This window comes from Shewanella sp. N2AIL (assembly GCF_022690845.1).
Taxonomy (GTDB): Bacteria; Pseudomonadota; Gammaproteobacteria; order Enterobacterales; family Shewanellaceae; genus Shewanella; species Shewanella baltica.
In genome coordinates this window covers 212,414-232,184 of sequence record NZ_JALBYT010000001.1, presented here as the reverse complement: position 1 = coordinate 232,184, position 19,771 = coordinate 212,414, and the positions used below count along the sequence as shown (strand labels likewise).

The 19,771-nt window shown below is 46.6% G+C and carries 17 protein-coding genes; 6 read left to right on the top strand and 11 right to left on the bottom strand.

From position 1 onward, the window contains the following. Positions 1 to 390: 390 nt before the first annotated feature. The 3 genes from MO387_RS01125 to MO387_RS01115 all read left to right on the top strand — a co-directional run bounded on the left by MO387_RS01125 (position 391) and on the right by MO387_RS01115 (position 5,321). Entirely contained in the window at positions 391 to 1,683 is a 1,293-nt protein-coding gene (locus MO387_RS01125; protein WP_107946931.1) for an MFS transporter, read from the top strand. Further along, positions 1,680 to 2,528, top strand: a complete 849-nt coding sequence (locus MO387_RS01120; RefSeq protein ID WP_107946930.1) for an ROK family protein — start codon at positions 1,680 to 1,682, stop codon at positions 2,526 to 2,528. The genes MO387_RS01125 and MO387_RS01120 overlap by 4 nt, the downstream gene beginning before the upstream one ends. Positions 2,529 to 2,594: 66 nt before the next feature. Continuing rightward, a complete protein-coding gene (locus tag MO387_RS01115; RefSeq protein WP_107946929.1) occupies positions 2,595 to 5,321 on the top strand; it encodes a family 20 glycosylhydrolase in 2,727 nt (908 codons plus the stop codon). 190 nt (positions 5,322 to 5,511) lie between these two features. Here MO387_RS01115 and MO387_RS01110 read toward each other — a convergent pair whose 3' ends face one another. From MO387_RS01110 to MO387_RS01095, 4 genes are all read right to left on the bottom strand, one after another. Beyond that, positions 5,512 to 5,940 carry a PaaI family thioesterase gene (locus MO387_RS01110; protein WP_006085190.1) on the bottom strand — a complete coding sequence of 143 codons (429 nt, stop codon included), beginning with the start codon at positions 5,938 to 5,940 and terminating at the stop codon, positions 5,512 to 5,514. A gap of 62 nt (positions 5,941 to 6,002) precedes the next feature. Next, positions 6,003 to 7,712, bottom strand: coding sequence for an FAD-dependent oxidoreductase (locus tag MO387_RS01105; RefSeq protein WP_006085189.1), 1,710 nt, complete (start codon positions 7,710 to 7,712; stop codon positions 6,003 to 6,005). Positions 7,713 to 7,748: 36 nt separating this feature from the next. Continuing rightward, a complete protein-coding gene (locus tag MO387_RS01100) occupies positions 7,749 to 8,180 on the bottom strand; it encodes a transcriptional repressor (protein WP_006085188.1) in 432 nt (143 codons plus the stop codon). A gap of 45 nt (positions 8,181 to 8,225) precedes the next feature. After that, positions 8,226 to 8,507 (bottom strand): DUF134 domain-containing protein, encoded by a 282-nt coding sequence (locus MO387_RS01095; RefSeq protein ID WP_006085187.1) that lies wholly within the window; start codon positions 8,505 to 8,507, stop codon positions 8,226 to 8,228. A 255-nt stretch (positions 8,508 to 8,762) separates the two neighbouring features. On the opposite strand from MO387_RS01095, the gene MO387_RS01090 reads away from it, so the two are divergent. Further along, on the top strand, positions 8,763 to 9,005 hold the full coding sequence (locus MO387_RS01090; protein ID WP_006080930.1) for a hypothetical protein: 243 nt from the start codon (positions 8,763 to 8,765) through the stop codon (positions 9,003 to 9,005). A 110-nt stretch (positions 9,006 to 9,115) separates the two neighbouring features. On the opposite strand, the gene MO387_RS01085 is transcribed toward MO387_RS01090, so the two are convergent. The 3 genes from MO387_RS01085 to MO387_RS01075 all read right to left on the bottom strand — a co-directional run bounded on the left by MO387_RS01085 (position 9,116) and on the right by MO387_RS01075 (position 11,026). After that, entirely contained in the window at positions 9,116 to 9,625 is a 510-nt protein-coding gene (locus MO387_RS01085) for a YgjV family protein (protein ID WP_107950164.1), read from the bottom strand. A 139-nt stretch (positions 9,626 to 9,764) separates the two neighbouring features. After that, positions 9,765 to 10,376, bottom strand: coding sequence for a Crp/Fnr family transcriptional regulator (locus MO387_RS01080; protein WP_107946928.1), 612 nt, complete (start codon positions 10,374 to 10,376; stop codon positions 9,765 to 9,767). Positions 10,377 to 10,399: 23 nt separating this feature from the next. Beyond that, positions 10,400 to 11,026 (bottom strand): fumarylacetoacetate hydrolase family protein, encoded by a 627-nt coding sequence (locus tag MO387_RS01075; RefSeq protein ID WP_107946927.1) that lies wholly within the window; start codon positions 11,024 to 11,026, stop codon positions 10,400 to 10,402. Between the two features lie 208 nt (positions 11,027 to 11,234). Here MO387_RS01075 and MO387_RS01070 point away from each other — a divergent pair, with 208 nt between their 5' ends. Next, positions 11,235 to 13,262 carry a methyl-accepting chemotaxis protein gene (locus MO387_RS01070; protein ID WP_242325945.1) on the top strand — a complete coding sequence of 676 codons (2,028 nt, stop codon included), beginning with the start codon at positions 11,235 to 11,237 and terminating at the stop codon, positions 13,260 to 13,262. 158 nt (positions 13,263 to 13,420) lie between these two features. Here the strand turns inward: MO387_RS01070 and MO387_RS01065 are convergent, their stop codons facing one another. Both MO387_RS01065 and MO387_RS01060 read right to left on the bottom strand, forming a co-directional pair. Next, the gene (locus MO387_RS01065) at positions 13,421 to 14,434 is read right to left on the bottom strand and encodes a succinylglutamate desuccinylase/aspartoacylase family protein (RefSeq protein WP_006080925.1); all 1,014 of its coding nucleotides are present in this window, start codon (positions 14,432 to 14,434) and stop codon (positions 13,421 to 13,423) included. A 163-nt stretch (positions 14,435 to 14,597) separates the two neighbouring features. Next, positions 14,598 to 15,176 carry a MarR family transcriptional regulator gene (locus MO387_RS01060; RefSeq protein ID WP_242325944.1) on the bottom strand — a complete coding sequence of 193 codons (579 nt, stop codon included), beginning with the start codon at positions 15,174 to 15,176 and terminating at the stop codon, positions 14,598 to 14,600. A gap of 230 nt (positions 15,177 to 15,406) precedes the next feature. Here MO387_RS01060 and MO387_RS01055 point away from each other — a divergent pair, with 230 nt between their 5' ends. Beyond that, positions 15,407 to 16,612, top strand: coding sequence for an MFS transporter (locus MO387_RS01055; protein ID WP_242325943.1), 1,206 nt, complete (start codon positions 15,407 to 15,409; stop codon positions 16,610 to 16,612). A 98-nt stretch (positions 16,613 to 16,710) separates the two neighbouring features. Here MO387_RS01055 and MO387_RS01050 read toward each other — a convergent pair whose 3' ends face one another. Further along, the gene (locus MO387_RS01050) at positions 16,711 to 17,274 is read right to left on the bottom strand and encodes an alkylphosphonate utilization protein (protein WP_242325942.1); all 564 of its coding nucleotides are present in this window, start codon (positions 17,272 to 17,274) and stop codon (positions 16,711 to 16,713) included. Between the two features lie 134 nt (positions 17,275 to 17,408). Next, positions 17,409 to 19,628 carry a TonB-dependent receptor gene (locus tag MO387_RS01045; RefSeq protein WP_242325940.1) on the bottom strand — a complete coding sequence of 740 codons (2,220 nt, stop codon included), beginning with the start codon at positions 19,626 to 19,628 and terminating at the stop codon, positions 17,409 to 17,411. Positions 19,629 to 19,771: the final 143 nt, after the last annotated feature.

Here is a 19,771-nt window from a genome sequence, read left to right as displayed (position 1 = left end):
AATACCAGCCTTGACCTATCAGCTCGGCGAAATCGCTGTGCCTCGCGCACTATTGTCTATAGCAAGTCAGCCCTACAGTGATACTCAACTCCGTTACTCTAATACTATTCTATCCAATGTTAATTAAAGGTAACTATTTTACAAGCAAACACTTTATCAGCAGATACTAAAACACGGTTTTACCTATGCCTATCCGCAGCAGCTATCTGCAACTCGTATCTATCGCCAGTATCTACAGCCCGTATTAACTGCACCTGATGTAAATCAGCCAAATCTGCGCGAACAGGATTTGCATATGTGAGAAAAGTATCGACAGAGGCACCATTCGTATCACCGCCATAGCGAGCGTCAGTCCACAATGAATTTCACTTAATTCAATTGGCTAAGCACATGAAACACAAACTCATCATTCTGTTTGTCCTCTGCACTTTCTTTGTGATTTCCTTGATGACCAACAGTATGGGGCCGATTTTCCCTGCGTTAATTGACAGTTATGCTATCGGCCTGACGTTGGCGGGGTTATTTCCCTTTGCGTTTTTTATCGCCTACGGCGTGACATCGATTCCTGCGGGGATTTTGGTGGACAAGTACGGTGAAAAGCGAGTGATCATCTTAGCCTTTAGCCTGGCGTTTATCGGCGCCGTTACTTTTGTGTGTCTCCCTTCCTTTAGCATCGCCATGTTTAGCCTGTTTTGTATCGGCACTGGCATGAGCTTATTGCAGGTAGCAGTGAATCCCTTACTGCGCCAAGCCGCGGGGCCTGAACACTTTGCCTTTTTCTCCGTACTGGCCCAACTCGCCTTTGGCGGCGCCGCAACCTTAGCGCCGCTGGTGTACCAGCATTTTGTCGCCTTAGATCAAGCCAGTGCAGCATCCGCAAACTATGTGCAACAGCTATTGCCCGAGAACATGAGTTGGCTTGCCATGTACTGGTTATTTGCCGTGGTCGCACTCGCCATGGTGCTCTTTGCCAGCCTAGTGAAGATGCCCAAAGTGGATAAATTGGCGGATGAGTCAGCGGGTGCACTGGAGACCCATTTACGCCTTTTCAAAGATAAAACCGTTTTGAAATTCTTCTTCGCTATCGCCGCCTACGTCGCACTTGAACAAGGGCTTGCTAATAGTATCTCAGTCTTTTTGTCGCAATATCATGGCCTTGATACCTTAAGTGTCGGCGCCAATGTGGTTAGCGATTTTTGGTTTTACATGACGCTCGGCTGTCTACTCGGTTTGCTGCTACTTAAGCTTATCGACAGTCAGATCTTGCTGCTCAGTTTTTCCCTTAGTTCACTGGTTTGTTTTCTGGTGGCGATTTGGGGACCGAGCCAACTAGCATTAATTTGTTTCCCATTGGTTGGCTTTTTCATTTCTATCATGTGGTCGGTGATCTTCTCGCTGGCGCTCAATTCTCGCGCCCAAGATCATGGATCATTCGCTGGCATTCTCTGCACTGGCATTATCGGCGGCGCGTTTATCTCGCCGATCATTGGTGTTATCAGTGAGCAGTCCGGCGAGTTACGGTTCGGGATGTTAGTGCTGTTAATCCCTATGGCTTATATAGGTTATGTCGCGCTAACGGCTCGCCCCTTGATTAAAAACACCACCCTATTTTCAACAAAAGCGGCATCAAAGAATGACGAGCCGATGGCAACAACCAACAGGAGAGGCAACAAGCTATTATGAGCGTCCTATGTTTAGATCTTGGGGGAACTAAACTGATGTTGGCACAGGTGGAAGGTAAAACCTTACTCGACACTTGGCGGTATCCCGTTCCCGCCGATGGCAATTTCGAACAATTATTCGATTTCCTCGTGACCTGTATCCACAGCCACCTCACGCCTGAAACCTATGGTATTTCCATCGGGATACCCGGCATGGTGGATATGCACAGCGGCACCTTACTCGAAGTGCTCAATATCCCTGCATTAACGGCAACGCAGTTAGCTCAGCAGCTTAAAAATACCTTTGAAATGGATGTGGTTGTAAATAACGATGCGAACCTCTTTGCCCTTGGCGAAGCTGTGCTCAATCACAATCAAGACATGCTCGGGATTACCTTAGGCACTGGCGTGGGCGCTGGGGTGATTTTTAATGGTCAGCTGTATTCGGGTAAACATTGCGCCGCAGGCGAAATCGGCAGCTTGAGTTATCGCGATGGCATTATTGAGCACTACTGCTCGGGGCAATACTTTACCGTTTATCATCAGATGAGTGGCGAGCATTTGTACCAAAAAGCCTGTGAAGGTGACAGCCAAGCGCTGCAAGCCTTCGTCCATTTTGGTGAACACTTGGCGCACATGATCGCCCAAACCTTACTGGTATACGATCCTAAAGATATCATCCTTGGCGGCTCAGTCAGCCAAAGCTTTCCCTTCTTTATTGAAGCGCTTAATCAGAAATTGCAAAGCTTAGTCTATGGCCCCCAACTGGCGGACTTGACGATTTCAGCCAGCCAACATCACAATGCGGCACTCATTGGCGCGGCACAATGGTTTTTACAACAACAGAAATCAAGCGATTTCAATTAACATCACAATGCACCAGCAATTGATCGACGCGGCACAATGGTTTTTACAACAAAAGGACTCAGTTAAGTGAAAGTACAAATAACACAGAAAGGGAAAATAAAGTGGCAGGGGATTAAGACGGCCTTAGTCAGCGGCATAATGGCCGTGCTTCCCGCGATGCCTGTGCTTTCAATACTTGCGATGCCATCGGTACAGGCCGCCAACGCCGTGCAGGAGGCAAATCATGTCGCCTTGAATCAATTGGCCGATAAACTCCAATTAAATTATCAGTTAACCGCCAGTTACCTTGAAACCTGTCCCGGTAAAGAAACCCAGTGCTATCGCTCCGCCATTGAGCTAACCCTGCCCACTCAGTTATCTAATGAAGAGTTAAATCACGGCGACTGGCAAATTTATTTCAGCCAATTATCACCCGTTTATTTCGTCGATGCGGGTGACTTTAGCATTGAGCATATCAATGGCGATTTACATAAAATCACGCCTAAAGCCAGCTTTAAGGGCTTCGTCGCCAATCAAGTTTATCGTATTGAGTTTTATAGCAAAGGCAGCCAAATCACCCGTTCCGAGTTTATGCCAAACTTCTTTGTCGCTATGGGTGATAAGGCGCAGCTCATAAAGAGCACTCAAACCCAGCGCAATAAAGAGACGGGATTGCCCGAGCAAGCCTACCTGGCGCCTTTTAATGCCGATCAACAATTCTTACTGGCAAAAAACGATGCAACCCCCTTCGCCGATGGTCAGTATTTAGCCGAGCAATATCAAGCCTTAGCCGCAGACAAAGCACCAGACATTAGCGGCAAACTCATCCCCACGCCACTTCACAGCCAAAGCCTAGACTCAGCGCCCTTATCCCTTGCCAAAGGTTATCAACTCACGGCTGCGACTGTCGATTTTAAAGGACGGCAGGCGGCATTTGATTACCTCGATTCTTTAGGCTTTTCGGCCAAGGACAAAGGCACGCCGCTGTTATTACAGCTCGATACTCAAGCTCCTAAAGTCACCAGCACTGAAACCCGCGATAGTGAAATTAAAAGTAGCGAAGCCTATCAGTTAACCATAACGGCTGAGCAAATCAGTATTCGAGCGGGAACTGAAGCGGGACTCTTCTACGGTCTACAAAGCCTCGCAGGGTTGATCAGTTTAAGTGACGATCAACTGGTCGCCATCGAGATCCAAGACCAGCCTCGCTACGCCTTTCGCGGCCTGCACATCGATTTAGCCCGTAACTTTCACTCGCTCGATTTTATAAAACGCATCATTCCACAGCTCGCCGCCTATAAAATCAATAAGCTGCACTTGCACTTAGCCGACGATGAAGGCTGGCGTTTAGCCATACCCGGCTTACCCGAACTGACCGATGTGGGTGCAAAACGCTGTTTCGATTTAACCGAGCAAAGCTGTTTATTGCCACAACTGGGCAGTGGCATAGCGGACGTTAATCCCGTCGATGGCTACTTAACCGTGGCGCAATACCAAGCAATATTACAACTGGCTGATGCTCACCATATCGAAGTGATCCCGTCACTGGACATGCCGGGGCATTCACGCGCCGCGATAAAATCCATGGAGGCGCGTTATCGCCATTACCTAACAAAAGGAGATAAAGCTAAGGCGGAGGAGTTTTTACTGACTGAATTTGCGGATAAAACCCAATATTCGTCGCTTCAGTATTATCACGACAACACACTCAATGTGTGTCTGCCGAGCACCTATCACTTTATCGATACTGTGATTGATGAAGTTAAAAAAATGCACCAAGCCGTAGGCATTCCCTTAGTGCATTACCACATAGGCGCCGATGAAACAGCGGGCGCTTGGGTCGACTCTCCTGCGTGTATCGCAATGAAGCAACAAAAAGCCGATGAGTTAACCGGACTGCACTCACTCAATGGTTACTTTATCGAACGCGTTGCTAACATGCTGGCAGATAAAGGGATTATTGCCGCTGGCTGGAATGATGGCATGGGTGAAGTGCGCCCCGAAAACATGCCCGCCCAAGTACAATCTAACGCTTGGTCACTGATTTCAGACAACGGCCATCAAATCGCCCATAAGCAAGTCAATCTTGGCTGGAAGGTCGTGCTCTCAACGCCGGAAGTCACCTATTTTGATTTTCCCTATGCTAGCCATCCAGATGAGCGCGGTAATCATTGGGCTGCAAGGGCAATTGACAGTTTTAAGGTGTTTAGCTTTATGCCCGACAACCTGCCCGCCCATGCTGAGCGCTGGCGCAATAGCTTAAATCAGCCATTTATTGCGGACGACAGCCACAGCCAGCTCAAGCCGGGACACAGATTTTACGGCTTGCAGGGGCATCTTTGGAGCGAAATGGTGCAATCGGATGAGCAAGCAGAATACATGCTATTCCCGCGCATGATAGCCCTTGCAGAACGGGCATGGCACAAGGCATCGTGGGAATTAGCCTATGATTATCAAGGTAAAATCTATAGCCAACAGACTCAACATTTTGCCCGCCAACTCAATGGCCAAGCCGAGCAAGTGCTCAAACAGGATTGGCAAACCTTCGCCGCGGTTTACGCCAATAAAGTGCAACCTAAGTTAGCAAAAGCGGGAGCTTTCTATCGCATAGCACCGCCTGGAATACGTGTTGAACATCAGCAGTTAGTGCTCAATAGCTTATATCCCAATGCCGAGTTGGAATACCAACTCGACTCAGGACCTTGGCAAACCTACCGCCAAGCGTTCAAGCTTAATGATGTCAAACATATCCGCGCCAGAGTCAAAGATGGCACACGTTACTCTCGCCCATCGACTTGGCAAAGCTCCCTCTAATCGTTCATCGCACAATGTCGGCCATCACATGTGATGGCCGACGCGTTAACGCCCAACTGATGCCGCTGATATTTGTTTTTTTTTGGAAACGCTCACGTTATCAATCTGAGATTGCGACTTTATGCTTGAAGCTCTCTAAAAAGTTAATTAATTATTTAAAATCAAATTGATACACAGCTACCTAACAGGGTTAATTTATTACACCTCTCTTAGGTTGAATAAATTTTGCCTTAGCAGTCACACACGCGATATCAGCCACATAAAGTGAGGCTTCCAATTGGTACATTCCCATACGCTGGCTCACGATTCGGCCGACAATTTTAATGGCATCTCCCACCTTTATTGGCGCAACAAAACGCACAGTCATTTCAGCAGTTAATGCTTTTATGCCCTGCATAAACAAACAATGGGTCATAGCGGCATCCACTAAGGAACTGGCAACGCCTCCATGTAGTAGGTTGTTATAGCCCTGAAGCTGGCGATTGACCTTATGATAACCCACAACCTGATCCTTACCGTCAGCAAAAAACTTACACTGCAACGACAAAGGGTTTTGAGTCGCGTCGCCACAGACAAGGCATTGGCTGTGGCTTTGTTTACAATCTTGATAATTGTTCACGCTGCACCTATTTATTGATGGATGTAAATGGTTTTAAAATCCATCTTTAATGCTGTTATTCACTAAAAACGTGCATTAACCATTTGATAAGTTTTATAGCCACCACTGAGGTTGCGTACCTTAAAACCATGTTGCACTAACATCCGATAAGCGACATGCCCGCGCAGACCCACTTGGCAAAATACGAGCAGTTCTTTGTCTTTAGGAAGTTCATTGAGCCTGTCTCTCAGTACTGGCAACGGAATATTAATCGCACCAACAATGGCACCCACTGCCGTTAGCTCGCTCGGGTTGCGCACATCGATAATGACTTGTTCAGCCGTCAGATGATCTAGTTCCTGAGAATGGCAAATGGATTCATCACCTAATAAGACGTTTGCAGCCACCATGCCGGCTTGATTCACTACATCACGCGCCGAGCCAAAGGGTGGTGCATAAGTGAGTTCAAGATCGGCTAAATCATAAACTGTCATTCCTGCCCGTTGTGCTACTGCTAACACATCAATGCGTTTGTCGACGCCATCAATCCCAGCGGCTTGAGCCCCTAAAATACGGCCGTTATCAGGGCAAAACAACAGCTTTAGGGTAATGGGATGTGCTCTAGGGTAATAGCTGGCATGGCTAGCGGTGTGCACATAAATCTTTTCAAACGGAATAACTTGCCTTAGCAAACTCTTCTCGTTTAACCCCGTTGAGGCGATTGCCATATCAAACAATTTACAGATTGCAGTACCTTGGGTGGCGCGATACAGCTTATTGCCGCCAAGCATATTATCTGCGGCTAATCGACCTTGACGATTGGCGGGACCTGCGAGTGGAATAAGTATTGGATTACCTGTAACAAAATCATCAGTTTCAATCGCATCGCCTACGGCATAGATGTCCGGGTCAGAAGTGCGCATACTGGCGTCAACGTAAATTCCACCGAGCTTGCCTAAGGTTAAACCACATTCAGATGCTAAGCGGGTTTCAGGCTTAACACCTATGGCAAGGATCACTAAATCTGTAGCTAAGCTGCTGTTATCACTCAAATCTAAATGTAGATGGTAATGAGGAAACACTGGCGTATCGTAGTCATCGGTAATGTCGGATTCAGCCGGTTGAATAGGACGCTCATGAACTGCGGTCAATCCTGTTTTTAAACGTAAATCCACGCCATTATCGACTAATTTTTGATGTAGTATATTGGCCATTTCAACATCGACCGGCCCCATCACTTGGTCGGCAAGCTCTAGTAAACTCACCTCTAATCCTCGATGTCGTAGTGCTTCTGCCATCTCTAAACCAATAAAGCCACCACCGACGACAGTGGCATGCTTAGGTTTATGCAGCAGAAGGTTCGCTAACACCTTATCCATATCGGGAATATTTCGCAGGCTATGCACAAAATGACTATTAATGCCGCTAATTGGAGGTTTGATTGGCGAGGCACCTGGACTTAGCAACAACTTATCATATGACTCTTGATAGACTTCATCTGTGAGCAGATTACGTATGCTTAACTGCTTGGTTTGTCGATTAATTGCAATCACATCATTAAACACGCGCACTTCAATATTAAAACGTGATTTAAAGCTTTCAGGCGTTTGCAGCAACAAGGCCTCTCTAGACTCTATCTCACCGCCAATATGATAAGGCAAGCCACAGTTCGCAAATGAAATAAACTCGCCTCGCTCTAACATGATAATTTCAGCAGTTTCTGATACACGTCTTGCTCTTGCTGCTGCAGATGCGCCACCAGCAACACCGCCTACAATCACTATTTTAGTCATGTTCTTCTCCAATAAAATTAACGAATAATATTTCGTCTATCTACCCGATTTGCTCTCAAGCTTTTGCTTACAATCAAAACAGTGACCATAAATATTAAGGCTGTGATGATCGATACTCATACCGTGACGTTCAGCTGCTAACCATAAACGTAAGTCAATCAAAGGATCGGCAAACTCAACTAACTTGCCGCAAGTTAAGCAGATTAAATGCTCATGACGCGGTTTCCCATTGAGCTCATACATCGCATTTTCAGACTCAAAAAGCCGCCTTACCACTAAGCCGGCTTGTTCGAAATGCGCCATGATTCGGTACACAGTATTCAGGCCCATAGTCTCGCCCTGCGCATTTAACCCCTGATAGATATTTTCGATGGTTAAATGTTGCTTATCGACTTGAGTTAAAAACTTAAGCAACTTGCATCTTTGAGTGGTGACTTTGAGGCCCGAGTCTTTCAATACTGCTTGCATTACACTTACCTAGACACGTCGATACGCGTTACCAGTGTTCAATACTCAGTTGATATTGTTTGTCATCAGCGCTTTACCGTTGATTAAGCTATCAACCACCTTATACCTTGCCCCTTTAACTAAATTCGCCAAGGTTTGACGTGATACACCCATTGATTTAGCCGCTTCCTGTTGCTGCATACCGAGTAAATCAACTAAGCGCATAGCCTCGATTTCGTCCTCGGCCAGCGGCACCTGCTCTAACTGTGTCATAGGAATGCCATTAGGCTTAAAACAGATATTGGCTCTTTGGCCACAAATAGTTCTGGGGATTTTTGGTCTGACCATGTTACACCTCGTTTATAGCATATGCCATTTATATTCGGTTTAGTTCTCATATGCAACCTATATCAGTAGACGAGGAAAATGCTAAAAGCGGCCTAAGCCATGAAAGCACCGTTCGCTATTTGCATTTGAGCTTTTCAATATCACCTAAACTCAGGCTATAATCGCCACAACTAAGGCAAATGCCGATTGACAGCGTCGTGAGTTGCTCATTTTTAAGCCATATCATTCACTCAATTTTTAAGGATTTCACTGCCGATGACAACTGCTTCTACTAGCCCCTTTGCCGTGTTAAATCAAACCACTGCGACCTCGTTCAATGAGCAGAAAAATCTGATTAAACGGGTATTTAAAGGTAAGCCAGTGCAATGTCCTAGCTGTAAACAGACATTAAAAGTGATATTGCCTGAGCAGGCAAAGGCAGAACAAGCGGCAGGAATTTACTGTGCCAAAGGCTGTACTGATATCGAACTCGATATGGAAGCCGTCGCGGGACTCTAGCTATCTTAGATTAATCACGCACAAAGATGCTCTTCACATCAACGCCAAAACGACTATGCAAGCGCTAAAAATTTAACCTCTCAGTTAAGGCTAGAGATGACCTTAGCTGATCACGGCAGTAGCTTAAGCCGCCCGCGAAAATAATGCCGATAATAGCCCAGCAAATTACTGCCAATAAATAATATCTCCATCAATACCGCCACGGGCGATCCCACTAAGGCATTGTGAACAAGCCAAAAACTGGTTCCGACTATCATCAGTAATCTAAGATCTTTATCCCTTTGACAGAATGCGGCGCGGGTTTGAAACAAGGTACCTATACAACTGATCACTGTCGTTATGCCATTAAAGGTCACAATGCTCATCACAAGTGCAGCAATAGAGAAACACCACATGGCCACCTTTGACGTTGTAAACATGCTGGTGAGATAACGCACTGTGGCTATGCCCATTAAGCCTGCTGCAGTCCATTGCTGCAACAGACAAAAATGAATAGAAATCAGAATACCCGATACAAAAAGGCAGGCGACAATCCGCTCCCGCGCCTTAAATTGAAACGAAATCAGATCGAAGATAATGGCTATCGCCACTAAAATTTGAGACAAAGTAAACGCAGTCAACTTATTAAGCCCCTTAGCTTTAAGCAATAATGCGCACTCAGATTGCAAGCCTTACAGACTTGAGAGCGCAACTTAAGGCGCAGCATCATGGAAATCGCGCTTTAGCGCATTAACTTAAGTTAACTGGGGGCAAAAAACGTTAAAAAGAGTCTTGAAGTCGTCGACGCATACGCGACAAACTGATTGCCGTAATGCCAATATAATTAGCTAGCTGACCTTGGCTTAACCGCTCAAGCCAAAGTGGTGAATGTTCGCGTAAATACAGATAACGTTGCTCAGGTGTGTGCAGCAGTAAAAAGGCTTCCTTTTGTTCTTTATACAATAATTGCTGTTTAAGTAACCCAAGTTGCACGGCCTGCAGCAAAGTATCATCCAACACGGATAAGGGCATTTGGATAAGTTTACAGGCGCTTAAAGCTTCTAATTGGTAACGAGCGGGAATTTGCTTAAGCCAACTGACATACAAAAAACACAATTCACCCTCGAAATAAAACTCCTTACAGCGCTCTGTGCCCTCCTGAGTATAATGGCAAGCGCGCACGATACCATCCACAACAAAATATGCCTGTGACTGCTCATTTCCTTGGCCAAGAAGCACCTCTCCCGCCGGCACGTTCAACGCTTTAAACTGTGGTAAGTAACGTTCAACAACAGCTGGACTCGCCCCTAATGCAAGCAAAAATTGTTGCAGAGGCTGGCAAGTTGACACTTGCAATACAGCAGTCTTTTTTACGTCATCAGGTTCAATCATGCGAGCAACTCAGCGATTTATTACTAAACACTTAACCATTGCCATTCGAGTAAGGGTTCAGCACTCGCTTGCTGACCCCGGCTCAGCGTGACGTTAAAAACACTTTTAGCGGGAATCACTCCCACGCCTTTTGGGGTGCCTGTCATCACAATATCGCCTTCATCGAGACTGATAAACGCTTGCAACTCGGACAATATGGTCTGAGGTTTGTAGATCATTAAATCGATATGCCCCTCTTGAACCAAGTTATCGTTGATACTCAAAGTAAAATGCAGCGGTGCCTCGGCATCATCAATCGCCACAAAGGGGCTGAATAATGCGGCCCCATCGAAGGCCTTTGCCCGCTCCCAAGGCAATCCCTTGGCTTTTAACTTGCTTTGTAAATCACGTTTAGTGAGATCTAAGCCAATGGCAACGCTGCTAAAACGGCCATCTTGAAACATAAAACACAGCTCGGTTTCATAGTGCAAGGCTTCGCCTTGATGCTCAGAAAGTAGCACAGTCGACATCGCCGAATTGGGCTTTAAAAACACCACCATGTCGTCGGGTATGTCATTGCCCAACTCATGGATATGGTCGACATAATTACGTCCAATGCAGACAATTTTTGTCGGTACGATACGCTTTTCACCCAACACGACTGATTTCATTTTTAATCCTTTTTACGATAGGGTTGAGATTATTTTTAAATAATCAAACCAAGAAGTTAACCTTAACTAGCGCTAAACTCTCAATAGAATAATTCACTTTACTTGTGACGAACTCTGCTACACTTGAATTAATATTTCAATAAAAACAGCGATCTAATCATTAATAAACCCATTTTACAGGGACAGTCATAGAAGAGGTTTTCGCACTATGTTGACGCTTACCATAAAACAAAAAATCATTTTTAGCTTTAGTGCCATCGGCGCCCTGCTCATCGCTGGCAGCAGCTTCTTCTATTATTCACTCTCACAAGTACAAACCGCCTATCAAAATATCGAAACCTTAGCCGTACCGGTGCAAAAGCAGAGTAATAGCTTGCAACTGGTACTGTTGAAAATGTCACGCCTTGCCACCTTGGCCCATAGCCAGCAAGACACAGCCGCCTTAACCAAAAGTCAGCAAGCATTTACAGCGCTGCAGAAGAAATATCAAAGTATCGAAAATGAGTTAACGGAGCGAGTGGCAGATCAACCTAAGATGCAGACTTCCCTGCACGAGGCGCAGGCAAGATACCAAGCCTATTTGCAACAAAGCCAAGCCATGTTTAGTGCGAAACTCGCCAATGAACAAGCAAAGCAGCAATACCAACAACTTTTCCAACGCTTTAACGATGCCAAGACCAACGCCAGTAATGCGATGATCGATCTCGAAACCCTGTCCATCCCCGATAATCCTACTCTGCTCGAAGAGATTGTCGGTACTGGCACGCGTATCGACGACATGTTGTATACGCTAACCAACACTATGGGAGAGCTGATCCACACTCAAAGTTTGGAGGTGATCCAATCGCACCAGCAAGATGTCAGCATCTTACAGGGTAACCTCACCACTAACTTTACCTTTTTAAAACAACAAACTGATGGGCTTGATACCTTAGGCTTGCTGCAAACCTTCGAACAGCAATATGCGATTATCAATACCTTACTCGCAGCCCCTGCCGAGCTTTATAAAACACAACAAGCCGTGGTTGAGGCGCAGCTACAAGCCGAGCAACATTACCTCGATGCCGATAAAGAATTTAACGCCAATAATCTCGCCTTAGACAAGTTAATCACCTTAGCCGATCGCCGATTTAGCAGCCTGCAAACCATTGCCAGCAATGCGATTGAGCAAGGGCAAACCTTAGCGATAGTGCTCGCATTGGTGTTCATCGTTATGGTGAGTTTTATTTCCTTCTTCACCTCCAAGGCCATGCTCAATCCATTAGCATTAGTGAATGGCGCACTCGCAAGCATCGCCCGTGGGGATTTATCTAAACGCATTCACAAACGCCATGATGATGAATTTGGCGCCCTAATTGATAACATGAATACCTTGAGTGACGATCTTGCCAAGCTATTAACCAATATCAGCCAAAATGCCCATTCGCTGGACAGCTCAGCCACCCAAACCAATGAGCAAGGTCAGCGCATCGCCAATGCCGCAACCGCGCAAATCAGCCGCGTAGATGAAACTAAAGCCTTAGCAGAACAGATGTTTACCAGTTCTAATTTGGTGACAGAACAGGCCAGTGAGTCGGCGAAACAAATTAGCCAAGCCTCGAAATACGGCAATCAAGTGAAGCAAATTGCCGATGATAATCGCAATAAAATTGCCGAACTGAGCGCCCGTTTAAGTAGTTCGGTTGAGGTCATGTCTCGCTTGAGCATTCAAAGCGATAATATTGGCAGCATTTTAACCACCATTAGCAGCATTGCCGAACAAACCAATTTGCTGGCACTGAACGCCGCCATTGAAGCCGCCAGAGCGGGGGAACATGGACGGGGTTTTGCTGTTGTGGCCGATGAGGTGCGATCCCTTGCCTCACGCACCCAAGCTGCCACCGCCGAAATTCAAACCATGATTACGGCCCTGCAAAAAGAGACCTCCACGGCAGCGAGTGCTATTACCACAGGGCAAAATCAGGCAAACGAATGTGTCGGACAAAGCCAAACCCTGCAGGATGCTATCGCCCACATAGAAAGTACCTTACACACGCTCAATGACATGAGTCTAGAGATCACCCACGCCGCCCATGAGCAGTTAGATTACAGTCAACGTATTGAGTCGAGCATGAGCGAGGCAGCGCAAGCAGCAGATCAAAATGCCAATGAAGCCATGGACATGGCCAAACGCAGCAACGAAGTCACCACGCTTGCGCATTCACTCACCAGCTCAGTGGAACGCTTTAAACTCTAGTGAGTTTAGGTTTTTAGTAATGTCGAAAATGGTATGCGTGGGATGACTAGAGACAAGAGTTAGCGAGGTAAAAATAAGCACTTAAAAATGATCACAGAAGTCGCAAAACTATCTTAGCGACTTCTGTGGCTGTCTATCCAATTTCAACACATCTGCAGTTAAGCATATTCCATCAAAAATTCATCGAGCTGTTCGTTAGCCATTTCAATTTCGTCACCTTCAAACTGGGCGATATGGAACATACCCTCGCCTTCGTTGGTAACAGGAATATTGCTGATCCCTATGATGATGCCGTCGGTTGGTGCACGAATGGCCACACTGTCACCGCCGTGGGGGCTGACGATATGGGCGATGATATAACCCTTAGTCACCCGCTGGCCGAGCTTGAGTTTCATATTCACTAAGCCGTCGGATTCGCTGCGCACCCAATAACTTCGAATGGCGCTAACACTTGAGCCCTTATTGCTTACCCGTCCCTTCAACATGCCTAAACTGCGCATCACATTGAGCACGCCCTTGAGGCCGGATTTTATCGACAATTCACTGAAACGAAGTGCTTCGCCTGCCTCGTACAAAATACACGGAATGCCCTGCTGATTAGCATAACCCCGCATGGAAACACTGCGCGCTTTAGAATGCATAATAAGCGGTGCACCAAAGGCATTTGCCATAGCCAGCATAGTCTCGTCGCTGGTATCACAGCGAATTTGCGGCAAATTGTCCCTGTGAATCGCGCCCGTGTGCAAATCAATAACATGGGTTGCATGGACTAATAACTGAGTGGCAAAGAGATTGGCTAACCGGCTTGCCAACGCCCCTTTACTGGAACCAGGGAAGCAACGGTTGAGATCGCGCCTATCGGGTAAATAACGGGATTGCTGAATAAAACCAAACACATTCACAATAGGCACCACAATCAAGGTGCCCGTCAGATTCTTAGGATTGACTCTGGCTAATAACCGCCGACAAATCTCAATGCCATTGAGTTCATCCCCATGAATGGCGGCGCAAACCAGCAAAGTAGGGCCGGGTTTAGCCCCGTGAAACACTTCCACATGAATATCGAGTTGCGTATCAGTATACAACTTAGCGGCGGCCAGTTTGATCCCCAGTTGAGTCCCTGCTGTGACTCGTTTACCTGCTAATTCAAATGCTTCACGTCTTTTTACCATGGCAACTCCCTTGTGCTATCGAATGTTGTCCCGCGCGGCTGATCCATACTAGCCAATAGCGCTCGGCTATCGCTTATCGCCAGATGTCTAACACTAGAAACTAAAAAATAGAAGCTTAAAACTAAAAACTAAAAACTAAATAATCACGTGAAGTTTAAACAATTTATTGCGGCTCAAATTGGTTCAGCCAAGATTTTAAAATCTGCAGCAACATAGGTCTATCTTCAGCACTCACGCCCGCTAACAGCGCACTCTGACATTGAATATGCTGCGGCAAGGCCTTATCAATGAGCGCCTTACCCTCAGCAGTTAACGAGACATGTACGGCGCGGCGATCTTCCTTACTGTGTGCCCGCTCAATCAGCCCCTTATTTTCGAGTCTGTCTAAACGGCTCGTCATAGCGCCAGAGCTTAGCATCATGCTCTGATAAAGCTGTGAAGGTGAGAGTGTAAACGGCTCTCCCGAGCGCCTTAACGTCGCGAGCACATCGAACTCCCCCTGACCTAAGCCAAATTCGGCGTGGCACTGCAGCAGTACCACTTCGATATATTTCGTTAAACGAGCGATTCGCCCGAGCACAGCCATAGGGATCAAATCCTCAGTAACCCCTTGCTGTTGCCACTGTTCAACAATTCTATCGAGGCCATCTTCTTTAGTATTCGAATCCGCTTTCTTTTTATCCGTAGAACTCGCGTTAGTATCCGCAGGACTGGCATTAGTTAGCGTCATTTTAGCTGTCATAGGTTTATCTCAATATAAAGATTCTTTACATCATTCTTTACATCTTAGTCATTTTCTCGCAGAATTAAAATATCTTTATATCAAGATACATCTGAAAGAGATTCTTTTTGAATTGTAGTGATGTGGTTTCAACCTACTGTTGTTGAAAGGAAATCATCATGAGTATGCTAAATGCTGCTACAAATCACTTTTTCAGCAAATCAAACTCAGCTTATTTTTGGAGACAATCCATGCGATCCCCCCTGACAGAGAAAGTGAATTTATTGCTGCTCGGACTCGCGTTCATCCTTATTGGTCTAAATCTACGGCTCATTCTCGCCTCCGTTGGGCCTTTGCTGCCCAGTATACAAGAGGATATCAGCTTAAGTTTTACCCTAGCGTCTATGCTGACATTGCTGCCCGTGCTCGCCATGGGACTGGGCTGCTTTGCGGGTTTTAGTATCGCTAAACGGTTAGGTTTTAATACCGTGATGACGGGATCGTTGCTCCTCTTGATCGTCGCCACGGCAATGCGTTTTTGGGCGATGGATGCAAGCTGGCTTATCTGCTCGGCATTACTGGCGGGAATCGGTATCGCCCTTATTCAGACCATCATGCCCGCTATGATCAAACTCAATTTCGGTGAACGGGTGCCCTTAATGATGGGGCTTTACGTCACCGCCATTATGGGCGGCGCCGCTTTGGCCGCCAGCAGTGCGCCTTTTATCGGGATGAACTTAGGTTGGCGCGCGGGGTTAGGCCATTGGACTTGGTTAGGCATAGTGGCACTGGCGCTATGGCTGATGGTTAAACATAACGCCGCATTGCCGAGTCAAACTACGGAGCAAACTGTACAGCTTAGCTTTTGGCGTTTTCGTCGCAGTTGGCTATTAGCGATATTTTTTGCTTTAGGCACAAGCTGTTATGTCTGCGTGCTTGCATGGTTAGCGCCCTACGCGGTCGAGCTAGGTTATAGCCAAACGCAATCGGGATTAGTGTTAGGTTTCTTAACCAGTATGGAAGTGATCGCGGGCTTAGTGTTTCCTTGGCTTGCAAGCAAGTCAACGGACAGACGCGCTATTATTGCCCTACTGTGCTTACTGCAACTCATCGGCTTTATGGGACTTGCACTCGCTCCTCAAGTGTCGCTATTTTTATGGGCGGGATTGGCGGGATTAGGCATAGGCGGGATTTTTCCACTCGGATTAATTGTGACTATGGATCATCAACAAAATCCGATGTTAGCGGGTAAATTAACCGCCTTTGTACAAGGTGTGGGTTATACCATTGCCGCCATTTCGCCTTGGATTGCTGGATTAATTCGCGATAATTTCAATAGCTTTAACAGTGCATGGTTGTTGCTCGGGGGCTTAAGTCTGATGGCGTGGATACTATCTTGGCAATTTAATCCGCAGGGTTATGCACGCCAATATCAAGTCACCCGCTGCGTATCTTAACTCTCTAATTCAAAATAAAAAAACCGCCATGTCGATTAACGAGTATGGCGGTTTTTTATGGTGTGGGCTCGATAAATCGAGCCCACACTAGGTTCAACTTAAGACTTTTTAACGAAGCACGTCAGGATCACAATGCGAGTCCCGTTAACACGGCCTTCAATGTGCTCTGGGTTGTTAGTCAAAGCAATATTACGCACAGCTGTACCGCGCTTAGCCACAAAGCTAGTGCCTTTCACGTTTAAATCTTTGATGATCACGACCGTATCGCCAGCGTTAAGCACGGCACCATTACTGTCTAACGTTGGGGTAGTGTCGTCACCTGCGGCGGCAACTTCAGCATCGCCCCACGCTTTTACATCGTCTTCAAGGTAAAGCATATCCAGTAAATCTTGCGCCCAGCTTTCGCCATTTAAGCGCTTAAGCATACGATATGACATCACTTGAACTGCCGGAGCTGGGCTCCACATGCTGTCGTTTAGACAACGCCAGTGGTTCATGTCCATGGTATCCGGTGCCGCAATTTGGCCACTGCAGGTTTCACAAATCATGATCTCATTGTCACGGCCATCGGAGGCTGGCAGATCATAAATAGAGAGTTCGATCTCGCTGCCACACAGTTCACACTTGCCGCCACAGCGACTTAGCAATTCATTTTCAGTCATTTTTCTGTTCTATATGCCTAGTAAAACGCGGATTATGCCATAAACGGGCTTTTTTCGGCAGGGGGCTTAAGCAATATAACCCTATTTTTTATAAGTTTTATAAACCGCGCCCACACTGCCTTGGTGATTAATCTTTAAAATTCATAAGCTAAACTCAAGCGAACATCGCGCCCAGCAGCTGGGATCCCATCGGAGAGAAACGGCACCACTTGCAGATTGGTGAGGTTTTTCACCATCAAACGCACGCTTAATCCCTTTAAACCAGATTGGGGCTCATAGGCGAGGTACAGGTTCTGCAAGAAGTAATTTTCGCTCGGCGACTCGGCATTAAAGATATCGCCGTGGGGAACATTAGTTTGCGCATCATACCAAGCACCCTGCCAAGCCACTGAAATATCATCGGTAATATACATGCCTAAACGCAGACGAATATCGAGCGGTGCCATGTTGGCTAAATACTCGTCGTCATCTTGGCTATCTCTAAGTGACCCATTGTGCTGACCTTGAAGCCATGAAACCGCCAGATCACTGAACACGTCTTGATAGCGATATTGGGCCTCAAAATCGGCACCGTAAATATGGTAACCATCAAGATTGGTGTAACCGCTTTGAATTAACTGGGTTTTATCAGACTTAGCCCCACGGCGCTGGGCGATATCATCGCGGCCTAGGTTGGCAAACAGAGTGAGCTGCGTCGACAGCGCATCATCATTGGCAAGCAGATGCTGGTGCTGCGTCATCAAGCCTAACTTGAAAGCGTGTAAGCGTTCGACATCGATGTCGCGACTCGTGCCGGTAATGCTGGCTTTGGCGTATTGCACGGCATAAATCTCATCCACCACAGGGGCCTGCAGGCTATAAGCGTAATCAAAGTTTAACCGAGCGTAGTTTGTCAGTTGGTAATCTATGCCTAATCTTGGAGAGAACCCCGAGTGGTGAGTCGAGCTATAATCGTGCCCCGCGCTGATGTCGTTATAATCTGGCGCAATATTTGGCCGACCTATGCTGTAGATAAAGTCATATCGCAGCGAGGGAGTGACGGTTAAGTCGTTGGTGAGATGAATCGCATCACGAACATACACGGCATAGGTGTCTTGGCGACCTTCAGGTTGATAATAAGGTGTGTACCAGCCAAAGTTTTTCTCAGGATTCTTCTCATAACTCTTGTTAAACACAAGCGAAGTACGGTCGAGACTGCGGTACTGCAATCCTGTGGTGATCTCGTGATCGCCAATCAAACTCAAGTTGTTGATATCAATATAATCACGTTTGTAATCTAGCCAAGATTCGTGGCCGAAGTTGCCTACGGATACTGTCATTTTCTCCCACGCGATATCGGGTCTTATCCAGTGGCGCGCATTCGCCGAATGGGAGATCACCACTTGAGTATCGATCAACGGATTGCTCGGCGAATAACGATAATTGGCTGACCAAGTGTTGTCTTCATAGGTGTTGTAGGCAGTGGTGGCATACAGCGCCTGCTCGTAAGAACCGTACTTTTTGATGTTGTAGTCTGAGATGGCAGGCATAGGGCCACGGCGATTGGCCCAAGGTTTGCGGCCCTCATCGAGATAATGGGTCACGCTCAAGGCAAGTTGGTGATCGCCCTGCTCATAATCCATCTTGCCTAGATAGTTATCTTGCTCATAGCCCGAATATTCAAACTCATCGCCATTGGCTAAAGTGACATCCCCCGCATCACGGCGTGTAAGATGCAGCAAGCCAGATAAGTGTGAATTCACTCGGCCATAAACTGTCCCCGTATAACCCATAGCGTCATTATTACTGGCGTAGCTGGTTTTGACTCGCGCTCCAAAGGATTGATCATATTTAAGAAAATCATCGGCCGATTTAGTGACCACATACATGGCCCCACCAAAACCGCCATTACCCGAGCGCACATCATGGGCGCCTTTAATCACTTCCACTCGTTTGATGAGATCAGGATCGAGGAAAAATGAGCCATAGCGATACTGCTCAAATCCCACCGGAGCATTATCCACATAAACGTTAAAATCTTCGGTCTCGCCAAAGCCCCAAATATTAATCCGCTCACCGCCGCTGCGAGTACCGCCATCGATATGCGCCCCTGCCATATCATCAATCACTTCGGCGAAGGTCGTTGCCTGCATCTCCTCGATTTGTTCCATGGAAATAATCGCTTCACCCGGTTTAGCGACTGTGATGGCCCTACGATATTGCTGCCCATGAACCTGTAGGATTTCAATTGGCTCAACCTTAGGCTCGCCCAATACCTCAGCGGCGTACAACGGCATTGAGGGCAATATACATAATCCCATAAGCGACAGATTTCTATTCGCTTTCCACTTCTCAAACTTAGGCAAGCAACCCATTCAACGTCTTCCTATTAACAAACCAATCTAAAAATAGGGCGGCATTATAGGCACTAACGAAGAAGATAAGAATAGTTCTCACTTGGCTTTACGTGTAAATAACGGTCTGGTTGAAAACAAGATAGAAACGGTACGCTTCAAAA